15 protein-coding genes are annotated in these 17,134 nt (G+C 46.5%); 8 read left to right on the top strand and 7 right to left on the bottom strand.

The window, feature by feature from the left end; genetic code table 11:
• The first annotated feature begins 119 nt into the window (after nucleotides 1-119).
• Nucleotides 120-860, top strand: a complete 741-nt coding sequence (locus tag ACFQ2O_RS11960) for a SpoIIAA family protein (RefSeq protein ID WP_377527825.1) — start codon at nucleotides 120-122, stop codon at nucleotides 858-860.
• Nucleotides 861-904: 44 nt separating this feature from the next.
• Nucleotides 905-1,972 (top strand): hypothetical protein, encoded by a 1,068-nt coding sequence (locus ACFQ2O_RS11955; RefSeq protein WP_377527823.1) that lies wholly within the window; start codon nucleotides 905-907, stop codon nucleotides 1,970-1,972.
• A gap of 56 nt (nucleotides 1,973-2,028) precedes the next feature.
• Here ACFQ2O_RS11955 and murQ read toward each other — a convergent pair whose 3' ends face one another.
• The 4 genes from murQ to ACFQ2O_RS11935 form a co-directional block, all read right to left on the bottom strand.
• The gene (gene murQ, locus ACFQ2O_RS11950; protein WP_377527821.1) at nucleotides 2,029-2,847 is read right to left on the bottom strand and encodes an N-acetylmuramic acid 6-phosphate etherase; all 819 of its coding nucleotides are present in this window, start codon (nucleotides 2,845-2,847) and stop codon (nucleotides 2,029-2,031) included.
• A 109-nt stretch (nucleotides 2,848-2,956) separates the two neighbouring features.
• Nucleotides 2,957-3,820 (bottom strand): hypothetical protein, encoded by an 864-nt coding sequence (locus tag ACFQ2O_RS11945; RefSeq protein ID WP_377527819.1) that lies wholly within the window; start codon nucleotides 3,818-3,820, stop codon nucleotides 2,957-2,959.
• 59 nt (nucleotides 3,821-3,879) lie between these two features.
• Nucleotides 3,880-4,143 (bottom strand): cytochrome b5 domain-containing protein, encoded by a 264-nt coding sequence (locus ACFQ2O_RS11940; RefSeq protein WP_377527817.1) that lies wholly within the window; start codon nucleotides 4,141-4,143, stop codon nucleotides 3,880-3,882.
• A 59-nt stretch (nucleotides 4,144-4,202) separates the two neighbouring features.
• A complete protein-coding gene (locus ACFQ2O_RS11935; RefSeq protein WP_377527814.1) occupies nucleotides 4,203-5,369 on the bottom strand; it encodes a formimidoylglutamase in 1,167 nt (388 codons plus the stop codon).
• Between the two features lie 231 nt (nucleotides 5,370-5,600).
• Between ACFQ2O_RS11935 and ACFQ2O_RS11930 the strand changes: the two genes are divergently transcribed.
• The 6 genes from ACFQ2O_RS11930 (at nucleotide 5,601) to ACFQ2O_RS11905 (ending at nucleotide 14,021) form a co-directional block, all read left to right on the top strand.
• Entirely contained in the window at nucleotides 5,601-7,361 is a 1,761-nt protein-coding gene (locus ACFQ2O_RS11930; RefSeq protein WP_377527811.1) for an AMP-dependent synthetase/ligase, read from the top strand.
• A 317-nt stretch (nucleotides 7,362-7,678) separates the two neighbouring features.
• A complete protein-coding gene (locus tag ACFQ2O_RS11925; protein WP_377527807.1) occupies nucleotides 7,679-8,113 on the top strand; it encodes a MarR family winged helix-turn-helix transcriptional regulator in 435 nt (144 codons plus the stop codon).
• Nucleotides 8,114-8,136: 23 nt separating this feature from the next.
• Nucleotides 8,137-10,539 carry a 3-hydroxyacyl-CoA dehydrogenase/enoyl-CoA hydratase family protein gene (locus ACFQ2O_RS11920; protein WP_377527804.1) on the top strand — a complete coding sequence of 801 codons (2,403 nt, stop codon included), beginning with the start codon at nucleotides 8,137-8,139 and terminating at the stop codon, nucleotides 10,537-10,539.
• Nucleotides 10,540-10,571: 32 nt separating this feature from the next.
• The gene (locus ACFQ2O_RS11915; protein WP_377527800.1) at nucleotides 10,572-11,750 is read left to right on the top strand and encodes a thiolase family protein; all 1,179 of its coding nucleotides are present in this window, start codon (nucleotides 10,572-10,574) and stop codon (nucleotides 11,748-11,750) included.
• 46 nt (nucleotides 11,751-11,796) lie between these two features.
• Nucleotides 11,797-12,153 (top strand): four helix bundle protein, encoded by a 357-nt coding sequence (locus ACFQ2O_RS11910; protein ID WP_377527797.1) that lies wholly within the window; start codon nucleotides 11,797-11,799, stop codon nucleotides 12,151-12,153.
• Between the two features lie 77 nt (nucleotides 12,154-12,230).
• Entirely contained in the window at nucleotides 12,231-14,021 is a 1,791-nt protein-coding gene (locus ACFQ2O_RS11905; RefSeq protein WP_377527795.1) for an acyl-CoA dehydrogenase family protein, read from the top strand.
• Between the two features lie 227 nt (nucleotides 14,022-14,248).
• On the opposite strand, the gene ACFQ2O_RS11900 is transcribed toward ACFQ2O_RS11905, so the two are convergent.
• The 3 genes from ACFQ2O_RS11900 to ACFQ2O_RS11890 form a co-directional block, all read right to left on the bottom strand.
• Nucleotides 14,249-15,700, bottom strand: coding sequence for a hypothetical protein (locus ACFQ2O_RS11900; protein ID WP_377527791.1), 1,452 nt, complete (start codon nucleotides 15,698-15,700; stop codon nucleotides 14,249-14,251).
• 390 nt (nucleotides 15,701-16,090) lie between these two features.
• A complete protein-coding gene (locus ACFQ2O_RS11895; RefSeq protein ID WP_377527788.1) occupies nucleotides 16,091-16,540 on the bottom strand; it encodes a hypothetical protein in 450 nt (149 codons plus the stop codon).
• A gap of 176 nt (nucleotides 16,541-16,716) precedes the next feature.
• Nucleotides 16,717-17,134 (bottom strand): hypothetical protein (locus ACFQ2O_RS11890; protein WP_377527785.1); only part of this gene is annotated, 418 nt, incomplete at its 5' end.

The following is a 17,134-nucleotide window of genomic DNA, read 5'->3' as shown; positions in this document are numbered from 1 at the left end:
AGTCCTGAAGCAGTGTGCTGTATTACAGGCAACTGCCATTTAAGCAAGTACGGCATTACGTTCGCTAGTGCTCTCACTATGCAAGCCATACGCTAACAGCAGATTTAATTTTACCTAATATGATATCAACTGTAAATTTTGAGGAAGATAACATCGTAGGCTTTAAACTACAAGACCACCTTGCAGAGGCTGGCCTTAGAAAGCTGGTGCAGCAGATGGAGGAAAAGGCCGAAAGTCACGATAAGCTCTTTTTATACTTCGAGTTTCTAAACTTTGGAGGCTGGGATAGTGTGCAATCATTTTTCGACACACTAAAGCTTAAGTTTAACAGCTGGAACAAGATTGTGAAGTATGCCATTGTTACAGACAAGGATTGGGTACAGAAGCAATGGCGGCTGGCAAACTTCCTGACACCGCATTTTGAAGTGATGGCTTATTCTCTGGAGGATAGGGACGAGGCAATCAAGTGGCTTAAAGAACATGCGGCGGATGCGCCCCATCCGGGTATAGCAGTGCTGGAGGCCATGCCGATGCATGTGCTGGGCTTAGCCACAGTCGGAAAGTTTACTTCTTCTGATTTTCACGCTATTAATTGTATCTTAGAGCAGCAAGTGCTCGATAACAAAGATCTGCGCCTGTATCTGGAGGTACTGCACGAAGACGGCGCCGCACCTGATGACCTATGGAAAGAGCTAAAACAAGGCATTAGGTTCTACAGCAGGCTGAGCAAGGTAGCACTTGCCGGCCATGAGAAATGGCTGGATAAGGCAAACAGCCTTAGTAGCAGCCTGTCTCCGGATATTAAAATGAAATGTTTTAACTTAGATGAGCGCGACACTGCGATAGATTGGCTTCGATAAAAGTATAAAGCCGCTGTGCCACCTGGCACAGCGCCATCACACCTATGAACAGTAACCCTTTACGCTATTTTTGTTTCTTTTCTTTTTTACTATTGCATGCCAGCCTGCAGCATACTGCCCTTGCACAGGATGTGCCGGATTACACACAAGTATACCATCCGGTTATAAATCAGGCAGAGCTGAGCTTGGTGGATGGAAAGTATGAGGAGGCAATTAAAAGTTATAAAGAAGCGTTTGCCGCGGTCCCTTCTCCTTTTGCCCGCGACTATTATAATGCGGCTGTTAGCTCGCTGGTGCTAAAAGAAAAAAAAGATACTTTCAAGTACCTGGATAAGCTTGTGGAAAAGGGGGTAAGCTTAGATTACCTGCAACGGCAGCAGGTGTTTGACTCATTACAGACTACGCGGCGCTGGAGAAGGTTTAGCCGCAAGTATGATAAACGCCGCCGAAAGCACGAGCAATCCATTAACCGGGAATATCGGGCAGACCTGGACGAGCTCTATGCACGGGACCAGTATTTTAGGGAAGCAGAAGGCGGCTTGAAAGTATACAGAGATACTATCAGTAAGATTGAAACAGCCAATACCCTACAGTTGCTGAACTGGATAGAAGAACTGGGTTACCCGAGTGAGGATGTAATAGGTGTGGGAGACTCTTTGGAGCATTTGCCTCGCTTTAATGTAGTAATAGAACGCCAAACAGCCGTCCGCAAAGGTTATGATTTTACAGAGGTATTGGCAAAAGCTGTACAGCAGGGCAAAGTAGCGCCACAAACCGCAGCTTACCTCCTCGATCAACAAGCTGGGCGTAACAGATATGGCTCTAAAGTATACATAAAAATTAACTGCACCGGCTGTAAGAAGAAAGAAATAGAAGACTTAGGTACCGATGAGTACCTGGTAAAGAAGATAAGCGAAAAAGAGCAAAAAAAAATAGATGAGCGCCGCCAGAGACTAGGTTTGGAACCACTGGAGCACTATAAGCGCAAGGTGTTGCATACTGCCGCAGACCCACGGTTTAAGCTAAAATATACTTGGTCTGTTGCGAACTACCTGGTGCCAAGCACTGAGGCCGCTAAAGTAATGCTGGAGGGGCTGGTGAAGCCTGATTAAATAAAAATAGCCTGAGCGTTTAGCCCCGGCTATTTTTATTTAAAAACCGCTATGGCTCATTTTTCTTTATCGCCGTTTTGGAAAGCTTCTATGGCTGCACGTACGCTGCCAAACTTCTTTAGCAAAGCACCGGCTTCTGCTCTGCCTAAGTCAAGCTCTTCCATTACCATGCGGGTGCCTCTGTCCACGAGCTTTAGGTTAGAAAGCTGCATATCAACCATCTTATTGCCTTTTACACGGCCTAGCTTTACCATAGAAGCGGTTGTGAGCATGTTTAGCACCAGCTTTTGTGCTGTTCCGGCTTTCATACGTGTGCTGCCCGTTACAAACTCCGGTCCAGTCACTACCTCTACCGGAAACTCAGCTGCGGCGGCTACGGCACTGCCTGCATTGCAAACAATACAGCCTGTGGCAATGCCGCGTTCGCGGCAGGCATTCAAACCACCTATCACATAAGGCGTACGGCCTGATGCGGCAATACCAACCACAATATCTTTGTCTGTGACCTGATGCTCCTGTAAGTCTAGCCAAGCCTGTGCCGCATCATCTTCGGCAAACTCTACCGCTTTACGAATGGCAGTGTCGCCGCCGGCAATAATACCGATTACCATACCGTGTGGCACGCCAAAAGTAGGCGGGCACTCTGATGCATCCACTATACCCAACCGGCCGCTGGTGCCAGCTCCTATGTAAAATAACCGGCCGCCTCGGGCTAATCTGTCAACCGTAGCTTTTACCAGCTCCTCTATCTGCGGAAGAGCCTTTTCTATAGCCAGCGGTACGGTTTTATCCTCTCGGTTGATGTTTATGAGCAGCTCGTGCACGCTCATTTGCTCAAGGCCGTCGTAGTTAGATGCTGATTCGGTAGTAGACACTTCTTCTTAATTAAGAATGAAAAATCATGCAGTATGGATGGCTAAAAAGCCGGAGGCTGCTCTGATAATTTTATACTTGCGGCTGTCCCTTCTTGCCTGCCACTTTAACTTATTGCTCTCCTATTTGGGCTAGCAGCTCCTGGTGGTAGGCAATAAGGCCTTCGCTTGGGCTGGTGATGATAGTGCCGATATGGGCGCCATACTTTTTGGCAACCTGCTGCAGTGTTTCGGAAAAGTGGAAAGCGACAGAGCCTACAAAATTCACAGGCACTTTATCAAAGTCTTTATACTTACATACATGGCGCTCAAAAAACTCGTCAAAGTTCTGATATATCATCGCATGTATAACCGGGTCTTTGCGTTTGTCGTGCATAAACTTGGCAAAAGTAGCCAGGTAAGTGCTGGGCATGTCAGAATAATAAACCGAATCCAGGATACTGTCTTTCGTTAGGCTGTAACGGTTTTTCAGCGACTCACCTAGTTCCTCAGGAAGCTCACGGTAAAGGTAGGCTCTGATCAGCATTTTGCCTAAGTAAGCGCCGCTGCCTTCATCACCCATCAAGAAACCTAGCGAAGGCACATTGTCCACCACGTTTTTGCCATCATAAAGGCAGGAGTTAGAGCCGGTGCCCAAAATACACGCAATACCTGGCTGGTGGCCGCACAAGGCACGGGCAGCTGCAAGTAAATCATGGTCTACATGTATCAGGCTTTGCGGGAAAGCCTTTGCCAGCGCCTGCTCTACACGCAGGTTACGGTCTGGTGAGCTACAACCTGCGCCGTAGTAGTAGATAGCCGTAGGGTTTGTCTCTTTAAGGTTAGGCAGCAGTTCAGCCTCAAATATATTGTATATCTGTGCAGCGTCTAAATACTGAGGGTTGATGCCAGCAGTGTGTACCTGGTTGTGAACACCATCAGCATTCATCATGCGCCAATCAGTTTTGGTAGATCCGCTATTAGCTATTAATATCATCTTATATGGTTGGTTTGATGTGACTTAAGTTTTGTGTTTATCTCAATATACAAAAAAAATCAGGCATGCTTCGCCCGGTGAGGAGAGTCTTTTACAAGTCCCACAGCCTCAAATTTATCAAAAACGTTGGCATTATGTGGTGCATCTTTTAATTCTTCGGTCAAATCCTGGCCTGCCCAATGTTCATAATGCTTACCGTCGCGCCATAACCTGGACTTGTTTACCTTATAGATTACGCCTAAATAGGCTACCCAGATATCGTCTTTGTCTTGCCCGTTTCGTAGTGCCAGTTGTTGTAAAGTATATTCCGGTAATGTGTTCAAGCGTGCTGAAGTTGTGTGATGAAGCAGTTTAGATGCTGGTTGTGAAATGAAACGTTTTGCTAGCCAATCCGCGCCTGCGTCAGAATCCAGCGGTTTGGCACTTCGCCATTGGTTGCCTCCAGATAATCTTCATAACTGCAGGGTATGATACGGCTACCGTTAGCTAAGTTTAGTGGCTCTACCTCCATCCACCATTTTTCACTGTTATTGCTCTTGTAGAAGATCATGCGGTCAGGATTGTCGTTGGCAAAGGCCACGGCATACTTTTTAAAGTGGGAGCTGTTAAAGTCTGTCTCGTGCTTGCGGTGGTAAAACCCTTCTATAAAGTACCAAAGCATGGTGGCCACGGTCATGGCAGTAAGCTCGCGCTCGTCCAGTTCGGGATTATACTCATAGATGCCCAAAGAGGTTAGGTTGTTGTTTAAGCCGGCGTACCAGCACAACTGGCAGGCTTCTTCACCGGTCAGGCCAAATGGGTTGGCTGGCTCATAGGCGGGCGCATCCTGGTGCCGGATGGCTGATATGTCAAAGGTAAGCAGGTCTGCCACCCGCACCACAGGCTCCATCCTGTGCACATTGCTATGCACCTCGCCCACGCGGTAGGCTTCGAAATGCAGTTTCTCCAGCGTTGCCATTACCTCCGGCTCCACCAGGTAAGACTGGTAGCCAATCTGCCCCAGGCTGAAGAGGTAGTTGGGTTCGTGCATCAGTATCTGGCGTAGCTGCTTTTTATTGGGAGCGGCATCAGTGTCTTCAGTCATGTCTACGCTGCTGTCTACGGTGGCCATGTTTACCACACGGTCCAGGTGCTCATAGCCCAGGTACTGCCCATACTCCAGGTCTTGTGAGCCTCCTATAATGATGGGTATGGTATTGTGTGAAATCAGCACCTCCACAATCTCCTTTAGCCGGAGGTAAGTATCATCCAGTGTAATGCCAGGGCGCAGGTTACCTAAGTCTACAATATGGCAGCGGCCGCTTCCTTTGTTCAGGCTATACAACTTTCTGCGCACCAGGCGAGCAGGCGCTTCTACAGCTGATGGTTCCTGTAAGCTGTCGTTGCTGCGGCCTCTGGTTTCGTTTACACCAAGTATGGCTATATCAGCGGTGCGCCAATCAGGGAACTTGCTCTCAAAGCGGCTGATATAAGAGCCGAGGGTGCGGGGCTTGTTCAGCGGAGCGAAAACATCTTCGTTCAGGGGCTCAAAAAATATAGATAAGTTCATGCTTCTCCGGTTTAAATAAATATCTCCTAAACTTACTTCTGATGGCTTTGCGTGCCTATATGGCTACCTGTGTAGGACTATAAATATAAGGCATGGGAAATATTTATGTGGCCTTAGATGGCAGATTTCATAAAAAATAAGTAAAATGCATAAACAACAGAGGGTACATGCTGCCTCTGTCATACAAATTTAGCATTCGGAGCTCAAGTTATTCGCCAAACACTAATCATCATGAACATTACCCGACCTTTAGATCTTTTGCCTTTCCAGTTGCAGCAGTTTCCGCAACCAGACTGCCTTGCAGCCAAAGTAAACGGTACCTGGCAAAAGTATAGCACCCAGGACGTGCAGGAGTATGCCAACCAAGTGAGCCTCGGCTTACTTAAATTAGGGTTAGGCAAAGATGATAAAGTAGCTATTATTTCATTCAACCGGCCTGAGTGGGTGCTGGCTGATTTCGGGATACAGCAGATTGGTGCCATTAGTGTGCCGATGTATCCTACTATTACAGAAGAAGACTATCGTTACATCTTTAACGATGCCGAGGTAAAGGTGATTTTTGTGGCTGATGCCAGCTTATATAACAAAGTCGTTGCCGCTACACATGGCATGGCGGGCATCAAAGAGATTTATACTTTTGATGAAGTTAGCGGTGCCAAAAACTGGAAAGAAGTGCTGGACCTCGGCAAGGATGGTGATGTGCAGCAGCTTGAACCACTGAAGGCAGCCGTAAACCCGGACGATGTTCTTACCATTATTTATACTTCAGGTACTACAGGCAACCCCAAAGGGGTAATGCTGACGCACAACAACCTCGTTAGCAACTTTGAAGGCGCTTTCCCATACGTGCCGGTTAACCAGCACCACCGCGCGCTAAGTTTTCTGCCACTATGCCACATATTCGAGCGCATGCTGCTGTATTTATACTTCAGAGCCGGGGTTTCTATTTATTATGCAGAAAGTATAGAAAAAGTAGCCGATAACCTGAAAGAGGTGAAACCGCATGTGTTTACCACAGTGCCGCGCCTGCTGGAGAAAGTATATGATAAGATCGTAGCCACAGGTATGGAGCTGACAGGGGTGAAGCGTAAGCTGTTCTTCTGGGCGCTTGATCTGGGCCTGAAGTATGACACACAGAAAGACCAGGGCTGGTGGTATAACAAGCAGCTGGGGCTGGCCAACAAAATCATCTTCAGTAAGTGGCGCGAAGCACTGGGAGGAAATGTGTTAGCCATTGTATCTGGTGGTGCAGCCTTGCAGCCTCGTCTGGCGCGTGTGTTTTGGTCTGCCAATATTCGTGTGATGGAAGGATACGGCCTTACAGAAACATCTCCGGTTATATCAGTAAACCGCTTTGAGCCGGAAAACAATGTGATCGGCACTGTAGGTATGGCTATTGATAAAGTGGAAATCAAGATTGCAGAAGACGGTGAAATACTAACCCGCGGACCGCATGTGATGAAAGGCTACTACCAAAAGCCAGAGCTGACAGATGAAGTGATAGACAAAGACGGTTGGTTTCATACGGGCGATATCGGAGAAATGATCGAAGGCAAATACCTCAAGATCACAGACCGTAAAAAAGAGATGTTTAAGACATCGGGTGGTAAATATGTAGCACCACAGCCCATTGAAAATAAGCTGAAGGAGTCGGTGGTAATTGAGCAGGCCATGATTGTAGGCGATGGCCGTAAATATGCTTCTGTATTGATAGTGCCTTCTTTTATGGGCCTGCAGGATTGGGCATCTCACAAGGGTATCAAGTATACTTCGGATGTAGAAATGGTGAAGCACCCGGATGTGATTGAGAAGTTTCAGCGCGAAATCGAAAAGACAAACGAAGGTTTGGCGCAGTACGAGACCATCAAAAAATTCAGGCTTATCCCGAGGATGTGGACAGTAGAGACCGGCGAGCTGACTCCAACACTTAAAGTAAAACGCAAAGCCATTACCGCGAACTATCAGAGTGAGATAGAAAGCATGTATAACTAAGGTATAAAGTGCGGCTAAATAAAAAGAAAGTAAGGCAGAGAATGCTATAGTGTGTTGATAGCAAGATGTTTAACTTATTGTAATTCTGTAGAATTATAAAACAGTCCTTTCCCGCACCGGAAAGGGCTGTTTTTTTGTCCTTGCCTTATTTTTTCGCAGTCATACACATCTCATCTATCAGTTTACAGTATAACTATACTTGCAATCACCTTTCAAAATCTGTAAATGAACAAATTTGCGGGTAAATTAATTTTTTGTAAAAAAGGTATGCAAGCATAACATTATTTCCTATATTTGGTATATACCTTAGTACATGCATGAAGCCTGAAGAGACCATAGATTATCATTTTAAAGTATGTTGGCACGCTATCTCGCGTATGTATAATACAGAGGCCGTGAAAAACGACATGACCACGTCCATCGGTTTTGTGTTACTCAACATAGACCAGCAAAAAGGTACACCCGCCACTAAAATTGCTCCCTTACTTGGCCTGGAGGCACGTAGCCTTACTCGCATCCTGAAAAGTATGGAGGAGAAAGACTTTATCTATAAACTGTCTGACCCGCACGATAAGCGCCTGGTGCGTATTTTTCTGACTGAAAAGGGTTTGCAAAAGAAAGAGGTTGCAAAGCAAACGGTAAAGCTGTTTAACAATAAAGTACGCGATGTGATACCTCAGAAAGATTTGGATGTGTTTTTCAAAGTATGTGAGCGCATACAAGGCATGATCGAGAACAAAGAAATGTTTTAACCATAGACAACTATAGCTATTCTATGAAAAGAATAATAAAAAAAGTAGCGGTGCTTGGCTCCGGTGTGATGGGCTCTAGAATTGCCTGCCACTTTGCCAATATTGGTGTACAGGTGCTGCTGCTGGACATTGTACCGAAAGAACTGACACCGGAAGAGGAGAAGAAAGGCCTCACGCTGGAAAGCAAAGCCGTACGCAACCGCCTGGTAAACGGACACCTGCAAAATGCGATCAACTCCAATCCTTCGCCGCTTTACCGCAAATCCGATGCACACCTGATTTCTACGGGTAATTTTGAGGACGATATGAAGGATATCGCTACGGCCGATTGGACCATTGAGGTGGTGGTAGAGAACCTGAAAGTAAAGAAAATTGTGTACGATCAGGTGGAGCAACACCGCAAGTCGGGTACTCTTATTTCCTCTAATACGTCGGGCATTCCAATCCACCTGATGCTGGAAGGCCGCTCTGACGACTTCAAGAAACACTTCTGCGGTACGCACTTCTTTAACCCGCCGCGCTACTTGAAACTGCTCGAGATTATCCCAACGCCAGAGACAGATAAAGATGTAGTAGACTTCCTGATGCATTATGGTGATTTATACTTAGGTAAGACCACTGTATTGGCAAAAGATACACCTGCCTTCATCGCGAACCGTGTGGGTATATACGGCATTATGCAGACGTTGAAGGCCATGGAGAAAACCGGCCTGACCATAGACGAAGTAGATAAAATTACGGGTCCTATTGTGGGGCGTCCGAAATCTGCCACGTTCCGCACACTGGATGTGGTTGGCTTGGATACTACCATCAATGTAGCTAACGGCCTGTTCCAGTCTGGCGAGAATGATGAGTCGCGCGACCTGTTCCAAATTCCGGGCTACGTGCAGCAGATGGCTGAGAACAAATGGTTGGGGGATAAAACCGGCCAGGGCTTCTACAAAAAGACTAAGGACGCTAAAGGCAAAACTGAGATCCTGACGTTGGACCTGAACACCATGGAGTATGGGCCGAAGCAGAAGGTGAAGTTCCAGAGCCTGGAAGTGCTCAAGCCAATCGATGACCTGAAGAAGCGCATTAAGGTGTTCTCCGGCCAATCTGATAAGGCAGCACAGTTCTTTAACGAGACGTTGTTCGGCCTGTTCCAGTACGTTTCTAACCGCATTCCGGAGATATCTGACGAGCTATACAGAATAGACGATGCCCTGCGTGCCGGCTTTGGCTGGGAGCTTGGTCCGTTTGAGTACTGGGATGCCATCGGTGCCCGCGAAGGTGTGCAGCGCATGACAGAAGCTGGTTATGAGCCTGCTGCCTGGGTAGAGGAGATGCTGAACAATGGTAAAGAATCCTTCTATATTGTTGAGAACGGCACACGCCGCTATTACGACATCAACACGAAGGAATACAAAACCATACCAGGTGCCGAGAACTTCATTATCCTGAATAACCTGCGTGAGAACAAGGTTGTCTGGAAAAACAGCGGTGCCACCATCCTTGATTTAGGCGATGGTATCCTAAACGTGGAGTTCCATACCAAGATGAACACAATTGGCGGCGATGTAATCATGGCCCTGAACAAAGGTATAGAGCTAGCCGAAAAAGATTTCCGTGGCATGGTAGTAGGCAACGATGCCGCTAATTTCTCTGCTGGAGCCAATGTTGGCCTTATCTACATGTATGCGCTGGATCAGGATTACGATGAACTGAATATGATTATCCGTCAGTTCCAGAACACCATGATGCGCATGCGCTATTCGGCTATTCCGGTAGTGGGTGCGCCACACGGCCTTACCCTGGGTGGCGGCTGCGAACTGAACCTGCACTGCGACCACATTCAGGCATCTGCCGAGACTTATATGGGCTTGGTAGAATTTGGTGTAGGATTGATACCAGGCGGTGGCGGTACAAAAGAGATGACGCTACGTGCAGCTGATATGTATGCTGACGGCGATATTGAATACAACGATTTGAAGAACGTGTTCCTGAATATCGGTATGGCTAAGGTGTCTACCTCTGCAAAAGAAGCAGTTGACCTTGGGTTCATGCGCAAGAGCGACGGTATCACGATCAACAGCAACCGTTTGATAGCCGATGCCAAGGCACAGGCTATACTTATGGCTGATGCAGGCTATACTAAACCAGTACAACGCACTAACGTGAAGGTGCAGGGTAAAGGTGCCTTGGGTATGTTCCTGACAGGAGCCAATGCCATGTTTACAGGTCGCTACATGTCGGCACACGACCTGAAGATTTCCCAGAAACTGGCCTACGTGATGTGCGGTGGCGATTTGTCTGCCCCAACAGAGGTAAGCGAACAGTACCTGCTGGACCTGGAGCGCGAGGCTTTCCTGTCGCTGACAGGCGAGCGAAAAACGCTGGAGCGTATCCAGAGCATCCTGACCACAGGCAAGCCGCTTAGAAACTAATTCTATAGTATAAACTATAAAAGAGCATCAAAATGAACAATGCATATATAGTAGCTGGATTTCGTAGCGCAGTGGGCAAAGCTGGCCGTGGCGTTTTCCGGTTCACCAGACCTGATGACCTGGCCGCTGATGTCATCAAACATTTAATGAGCACAGTGCCTGCCCTGGATCCAGAGCGCGTAGACGACCTAATTGTAGGTAATGCGGTGCCAGAGGCGGAGCAAGGCCTGCAGATTGGCCGTATGATCTCGCTGCTGTCTTTGCCACTATCAGTGAGCGGCATGACGGTAAACCGCTACTGCGGTTCCGGTGTAGAAACCATCGCGATTGCCGCTAACCGTATTGCAGCAGGCATGGCCGACTGCATTGTGGCGGGAGGTACAGAATCTATGTCGATGGTGCCAACGGCTGGCTGGAAAACTGTGCCGAATTACAAAATTGCGAGCAACAACCCGGATTGGTACCTAAGCATGGGCTTAACAGCCGAAGCCGTAGCCAACGACTACAATGTTTCACGTGAAGACCAGGATGAGTTTGCTTTCAAGTCGCACCAAAAGGCGCTGAACGCCATCGAGAAGGGCTACTTCAAAGATCAAATCGTGCCCATCACGGTGGAAGAAACTTACCTGGACGATAACGGCAAGAAGAAAACTAAAACCTATGTGGTAGATACCGATGAAGGCCCTCGTGCTGATACTTCGCTGGAGCGATTGGCGAAACTGAAGCCAGTGTTTGCAGCAGGTGGTACAGTAACAGCCGGTAACTCTTCTCAGACATCAGACGGTGCAGCTTTTGTGATCGTGATGAGTGAGCGCATGGTGAAAGAGCTGAACCTGGAGCCAATTGCGCGCTTGGTAAGCTACGGCACCGGTGGCGTAGATCCACGCATCATGGGTATGGGCCCAATCGCAGCCGTTCCGAAGGCGCTGAAGCAAGCTGGTTTAACGCTGAACGACATCGACCTGATCGAGATGAATGAGGCCTTTGCTGCACAGTCTATCGCTGTGATGCGTCATCTGGAGTTTGATCCGGCAAAGCTGAATATAAATGGCGGAGCTATTGCACTTGGGCACCCGCTGGGTTGCTCAGGCGCAAAACTCACCGTGCAACTTTTCAGTGACCTGCGCCGCACCGGCGGCAAGCACGGCCTCGTTACCGCCTGCGTTGGCGGCGGCCAAGGTGTAGCTGGGGTGTTTGAATTATTAAAATAGACTTTTGTGACAAAGGATTAAGGACAAAAGACAATTAGCTTGAAAGATGAAGCACAACTTTAGAGAGCTGAAAGTATGTCAGGAAGCACTTGTACTTGCAAAAGAAGTATATTTAGTTTCTGCCCGTTTTCCAGCCTCTGAGAAGTTTGGACTTACGTCTCAAGTTAATCGTGCTGTTGTCTCCATTCCTTCTAACATAGCTGAAGGTTCTGGAAGGAGTACCAACAAGGACTTTAGCAACTTCTTAAGTATGGCTTTAGGTTCTGCCTATGAGCTTGAAACACAGCTTATCATAGCTAATGAACTAGGTTTTGTTCAAAGAGAAAGCTTAACCTCTTTAATAGAGAAACTGATCAGGATACAAAAGATGATCAGCAACTTGCAGAGCAGGCTGAAAGATTAAACACAAAAAAATATAATAATGAGGGACACACACAGAAGTCTTTTGTCCTTCGTCTTTTATCATAAAATCAAAAAGTAATGGAAAAATCAACTCAAAACGCTACCATCCAAGGTGGTGAGTTCCTGATAAAGGAAACAAACCCGCAGGACGTATTTGTACCTGCAGAATTTAACGAAGAGCAGCTGATGATGGCGCAAACCTGTAAGGACTTTGTGCGTGAAGAAGTGTACCCGCTGCTGGAGCGTTTGGATAACCACGAAGAGGGCCTGATGGAAAACCTGATGAAAAAGGCAGGGGAACTAGGTTTGTTTGCGGTATCTGTGCCGGAGCAGTACGGCGGCCTGAATATGGACTTCAACACAGCACTGTTGGTAACAGAGTCAGTAGGTGGTGGCCACTCCTTCCCGGTTGCTTTTGCGGCTCATACGGGTATCGGTACACTTCCAATTTTATACTTTGGTACAGAAGAGCAGAAAAGCAAGTATGTACCGAAACTGGTGAGCGGCGAATGGATGTCTGCTTATTGCTTGACGGAGCCAGGTTCTGGCTCAGACGCGCTAGCAGCTAAAAGCAAGGCAGTATTGAATGATGCTGGTACACACTACATTCTGAACGGTCAGAAAATGTGGATCACTAACGCTGGCTTTGCCGATGTGTTTGTAGTGTTCGCACAGATTGACGGCGACAAGTTCACTGGCTTTATTGTGGAGCGTGGCTTCAAAGGAGTTAGCTTAGGCAACGAAGAGCACAAGATGGGTATTAAAGGTTCTTCTACCCGCCAGGTGTTTTTCGAAGATTGCGAAGTGCCAAAAGAAAATGTGTTAGGCGAGATCGGCAAAGGCCACCTGATTGCTTTCAATATCCTGAACATTGGCCGTATTAAGCTTGGGGCTGCTACTTTAGGAGCTTCTAAAAGCGTGGCAAGCCTTTCGGTAAAGTATGCAAACGAGCGCCAGCAGTTTAAAATGCCAATCGCGAAGTTTGGGGCTATCAAGTATAAATTGGCTGAGCAGGCAATCCGCATCTATGCCGTTGAGTCGGCGCTGTACCGTGCAGGTATGGACATCTACCGTAAAGAGCAGGAACTGATGGCTGGCGGAGCAAACGAGAACGAGGCGCTACTTGGTGCTGCCCGTGAGTTTGCAGTAGAGTGCGCGATGCTGAAAGTAGAAGGCTCTGAAGTGCTGGATTACGTGGTAGACGAAGGGGTGCAGATCTACGGTGGTTACGGCTTCTCGGCTGACTATCCAATGGACCGTGCTTACCGCGACTCTCGTATCAACCGCATTTTTGAAGGCACCAACGAGATCAACCGCATGCTGACGGTAGATATGATCCTGAAGAAAGCCATGAAAGGCGAGCTTGACCTGATGGGCCCTGCCCAGGCAGTGCAGCAGGAACTAATGGCTATTCCAGATTTTGGTGAAGAGGAAGAAGGCTTATTCATAGCAGAGCACAAGGCTATCAAGAACCTGAAGAAGGCTATCCTGATGGTGGCTGGCACAGCAGTACAGAAGTACATGAACTCACTGGCAAAAGAGCAGGAAGTGCTGATGAATATTGCTGACATGGCTATCAAAACTTACGTGGCGGAATCTACGCTACTGCGTGTAGAGAAGCTGGTAGGCATGAAGGGCGAAGATGCGGTTTCTAAGGAGATTGATATTGTACGTGTAGTAGTAAACGATGCCGTTGATACTGCTTTCAAAGCAGGTAAAGAGGCAATCGCCGCGATGGCTGAAGGAGATGAACAGCGTCTGTTGTTCATGGGCTTGAAGCGTTTTACGAAGAAAGACCTCTACAACACAAAAGAGGCTCGCCGTCGTATCGCTGCTGCACTAATCGACGCAAACGAATACGTGTATTAATTTCTGACCATTTTATACTTGAAAAGGGCTGTTACCAATTGGTAGCAGCCCTTTTTATTTGGCGCAAGTGCTGTACGTATACTTTGGCTTCTCTTAAAATGTCGTTTATACTTGTGATTAGCTGAAACTGCCAGTTACAAACTGGCTTCAAGTATAACCACAAGTTACGCTGTCGCTAAACTTGCGGTATGGCATACCTTTATCGGTTAAGGTATATTTAGAGCTGCTTACTTAAGCTGAATATGGCTCAGTTGTAGTTTGTCTGCTTTCTTGCCTGCTCTGATAACTGTTACAATATCTTTATCGGCCAGCCAGGCGGTATATTCTTTTAGATAAGCTAGCTTTCTATCAGCAGGCACATTTAATCCTAGTGCTTTTGGTGCAGAGGCACTGCCGTTGCTAGTGTTTATCTGGCGGAGGTATAAATCATACTTGCCATTTAGCTCTTCCAGCGTGAGTAGGTTAAGTGTGTTGCCATTTAAGTAGGAGCTATAGGAAATGCTGGAGAAGCCTTCAGAAGCCGGCGCTTGCTGTTGCTTCATCAGAACGGAGTTCCAGGCGTTGTCCATAAACTCATCATAAGCGAACAGGTGCAACTCTTTTGCGAAGAAAGGGGCATTTTCACCGCCTTCGGTATACTTCTTCTCGGCTAGTATCACCAGGTTTTTCTCCGGTGTCAGGAGGAGGTCTGTCAGGTAAATATCCTGTAAGTTTTTGCTATTGCTTTTGCTCAAGGTATTTACCTTTTGCACATACTCCGGCGTAAACCGAAACTCCTCGGCAAACACCATATCCTCCTGCTCAAAATCATACTTCACTGCCTTTAAGCTGTAGTAGCTGTTGCTGTTTTCGTCGGCTGTAAGTACAGCGCCATACAGCTGGCCGTTGGGCATGAGCTTAAACTTCGTGTCGCGGATGTATACTTTCTGCCCGCCAAACACGCCACCCACCAGCACCGACATTACCTTAACTTCAGGGCTACCCAACGTATAGCGGCGCACACTCAGGCGGCTCATCTGGTCCGAGATCAGGTTTACATATTGTTCTCCCTGATTACTTAGTTGTACGTCAGCTGTTAAAATGCCGCGCAAGTCGTTGAGGTTATATTTTACATCCTGCAGTTTCTGTAAGTTGCCGTCATACATGGTGCCGCTTATGTCGTGTATCTGAAAGCTGTTGTCGGTATGGAAGCGGTAAGCTAGCAGCTTTGAGCCATCGGCAGAAACAGAGACACCGGCACGTCGGCCTTTGGCTGGTTCTTCCAGTAGCAGCACGGGTTGCTCCTTTTGTCCGCTTTTGGTGTTGATGTAATGGCCTTGCAGTTGTTGGTTTTGACCATTTTTGCGGTGTGTTACTACCAGGGCAGCCTCAGCGTTTGCCGTGAAATTTTCTACTGTCTCGCCCTCTGCCAAAGGAATGGCTACCGACCACTGTTGCTTCAGGTCGGCGTTATACTTCTCCAGAGCATACTTGCTGTTTCCGTTCCGGTTTAGCAGCACAAACGCATCTGCCCCTACAGGTATAGATTTGTGGGTGATGCGCTGGTTATAATGGTCTTCGCTTTGGTCGGGTTGGTAAGTAAAGGCTACTGCTGCCTTTGTTTTAGATTGAGCAAGTATAGCCTGTGGCTGGCACAGCAAGCCCAGGAACAAAAGCGGTAGAATGAAATGCTTTTTCACGGTAAGTGTATTTTGTACGAATAGCTAGACGTTAAACGGCTGGTTGTGGTGTTAATTGTAATCAATTAGATTGTTTGAGCAGAGCAGCAACTTAGCTTACAAGTATAGTTAAAGTTACTCACTGGCACATTTTACTCTTTCGTTTTTCTGCAGGTTACTTGCCAGAACATTTGATTAGGTTTGGCCTCCGCGTTTTTACTAAAGCTTGCCACTCTTGACATCTGAATCATGTAATAGTGAGTTCATAACAAAGCAATGTTTATCCTAAAAATACACTGGTTTTTTAAAACTCAAAAGAGGGTGTTCAAGGCAATACTATTTTTCCACACTTACTATTTCAGCTAATATTCTAAAAATAACAGCGGCTGAGATAAACCGTCAGCTCATTAACTATTTAATATGTTCTTCTTCTTTTTTTTCTTCAGCGCCCAATGGCCCGACTACCAGATGACTTCCTGGTTTAACCTTGTTGTTTAGTAGTCGCCAATACTCCAAAAATTCATCTTTGCCTGAGAGTGTGGGGAAGAGGGTGAGACAAAAATCTTCATCGAATTTTATTTCAAGTCCACCATAATGATCAGTTGCTACTGCGTTTACTTTGAACTGTTGTGTATCAAGTAATTTCTGAAGTTTAATATCTCTCAAGTTGGCCATTGGTTTATCCCACTCGAAACTCGAGTCATAATCGGTATCCTCAATTGGTTGTTCAAAGAGGTCCTCGCTACCCACTATGATTTCCTGTTTATTTGTCAGTCTCCACGGACACTGGATATGTAATCCAACCTCTCCTATGAAGCTTTTACCAACAGGTTGTAACTTACCAAATTGAAAGCATTGCATGTTAGCAGCTCGTGTTGTTCATAACAACGCTAACCCCATTAAAACTTGCAAAGATGCTTTGAGCTCTTTTTTCAAAATCTATTGTTTATGAATAGCAGGTAAAAGTTTTGAATAAACCTTAAGCATTTTGCTGCAGAAACTGAACATAATTGGCAGAAAATGGTGCTGTAAGATATTTATCCTCTTACCTCTGTGATAAACCCCATGGGTTTTTTGAATCCCTCTTTCCATAGTTTAAAATTGACAATTTTACCCACACCTTCGTCGAACTGGAAGAATAGGAAAAAGGGATTGTCTGGGGTTATTTTTTGAGATGCAACACAAATCCTATATGTAGCATTCTCTTTCTCTTCCACAAAAGAACCGCTAAAAGTATTGGGAGACTGAGCAAAACCTTTTATTACTCTTTTCTTAAAATTCTTGTCTAATTGAATCTCAAAAGCAATTTGTTCTGCCCAATATGTGGCTCTAAACTGAACCTCTAGCCCATGCAGGGAAGGAACTTGTTGAACCGAGAGATTCTCAATTGTTTCTCCTTTAAAGTTTGGTTGTTTTTCCTCAATAGCATTATAGATTGCTTTTATCAACTCATCC

The organism is Pontibacter rugosus (assembly GCF_042678745.1).
GTDB classification, from domain to species: domain Bacteria; phylum Bacteroidota; class Bacteroidia; order Cytophagales; family Hymenobacteraceae; genus Pontibacter; species Pontibacter rugosus.
This window is presented reverse-complemented; position numbering and strand designations above follow the sequence as displayed.

Coding starts and splice junctions, on each gene's coding strand:
- ACFQ2O_RS11960 (WP_377527825.1), top strand. CDS start 120: ATGATATCAACTGTAAATTTTGAGGAAGATAACATCGTAGGCTTTAAA.
- ACFQ2O_RS11955 (WP_377527823.1), top strand. CDS start 905: ATGAACAGTAACCCTTTACGCTATTTTTGTTTCTTTTCTTTTTTACTA.
- ACFQ2O_RS11945 (WP_377527819.1), bottom strand. CDS start 3,820: ATGATATTAATAGCTAATAGCGGATCTACCAAAACTGATTGGCGCATG.
- ACFQ2O_RS11935 (WP_377527814.1), bottom strand. CDS start 5,369: ATGAACTTATCTATATTTTTTGAGCCCCTGAACGAAGATGTTTTCGCT.
- ACFQ2O_RS11930 (WP_377527811.1), top strand. CDS start 5,601: ATGAACATTACCCGACCTTTAGATCTTTTGCCTTTCCAGTTGCAGCAG.
- ACFQ2O_RS11925 (WP_377527807.1), top strand. CDS start 7,679: ATGAAGCCTGAAGAGACCATAGATTATCATTTTAAAGTATGTTGGCAC.
- ACFQ2O_RS11920 (WP_377527804.1), top strand. CDS start 8,137: ATGAAAAGAATAATAAAAAAAGTAGCGGTGCTTGGCTCCGGTGTGATG.
- ACFQ2O_RS11915 (WP_377527800.1), top strand. CDS start 10,572: ATGAACAATGCATATATAGTAGCTGGATTTCGTAGCGCAGTGGGCAAA.
- ACFQ2O_RS11910 (WP_377527797.1), top strand. CDS start 11,797: ATGAAGCACAACTTTAGAGAGCTGAAAGTATGTCAGGAAGCACTTGTA.
- ACFQ2O_RS11905 (WP_377527795.1), top strand. CDS start 12,231: ATGGAAAAATCAACTCAAAACGCTACCATCCAAGGTGGTGAGTTCCTG.
- ACFQ2O_RS11895 (WP_377527788.1), bottom strand. CDS start 16,540: ATGCAATGCTTTCAATTTGGTAAGTTACAACCTGTTGGTAAAAGCTTC.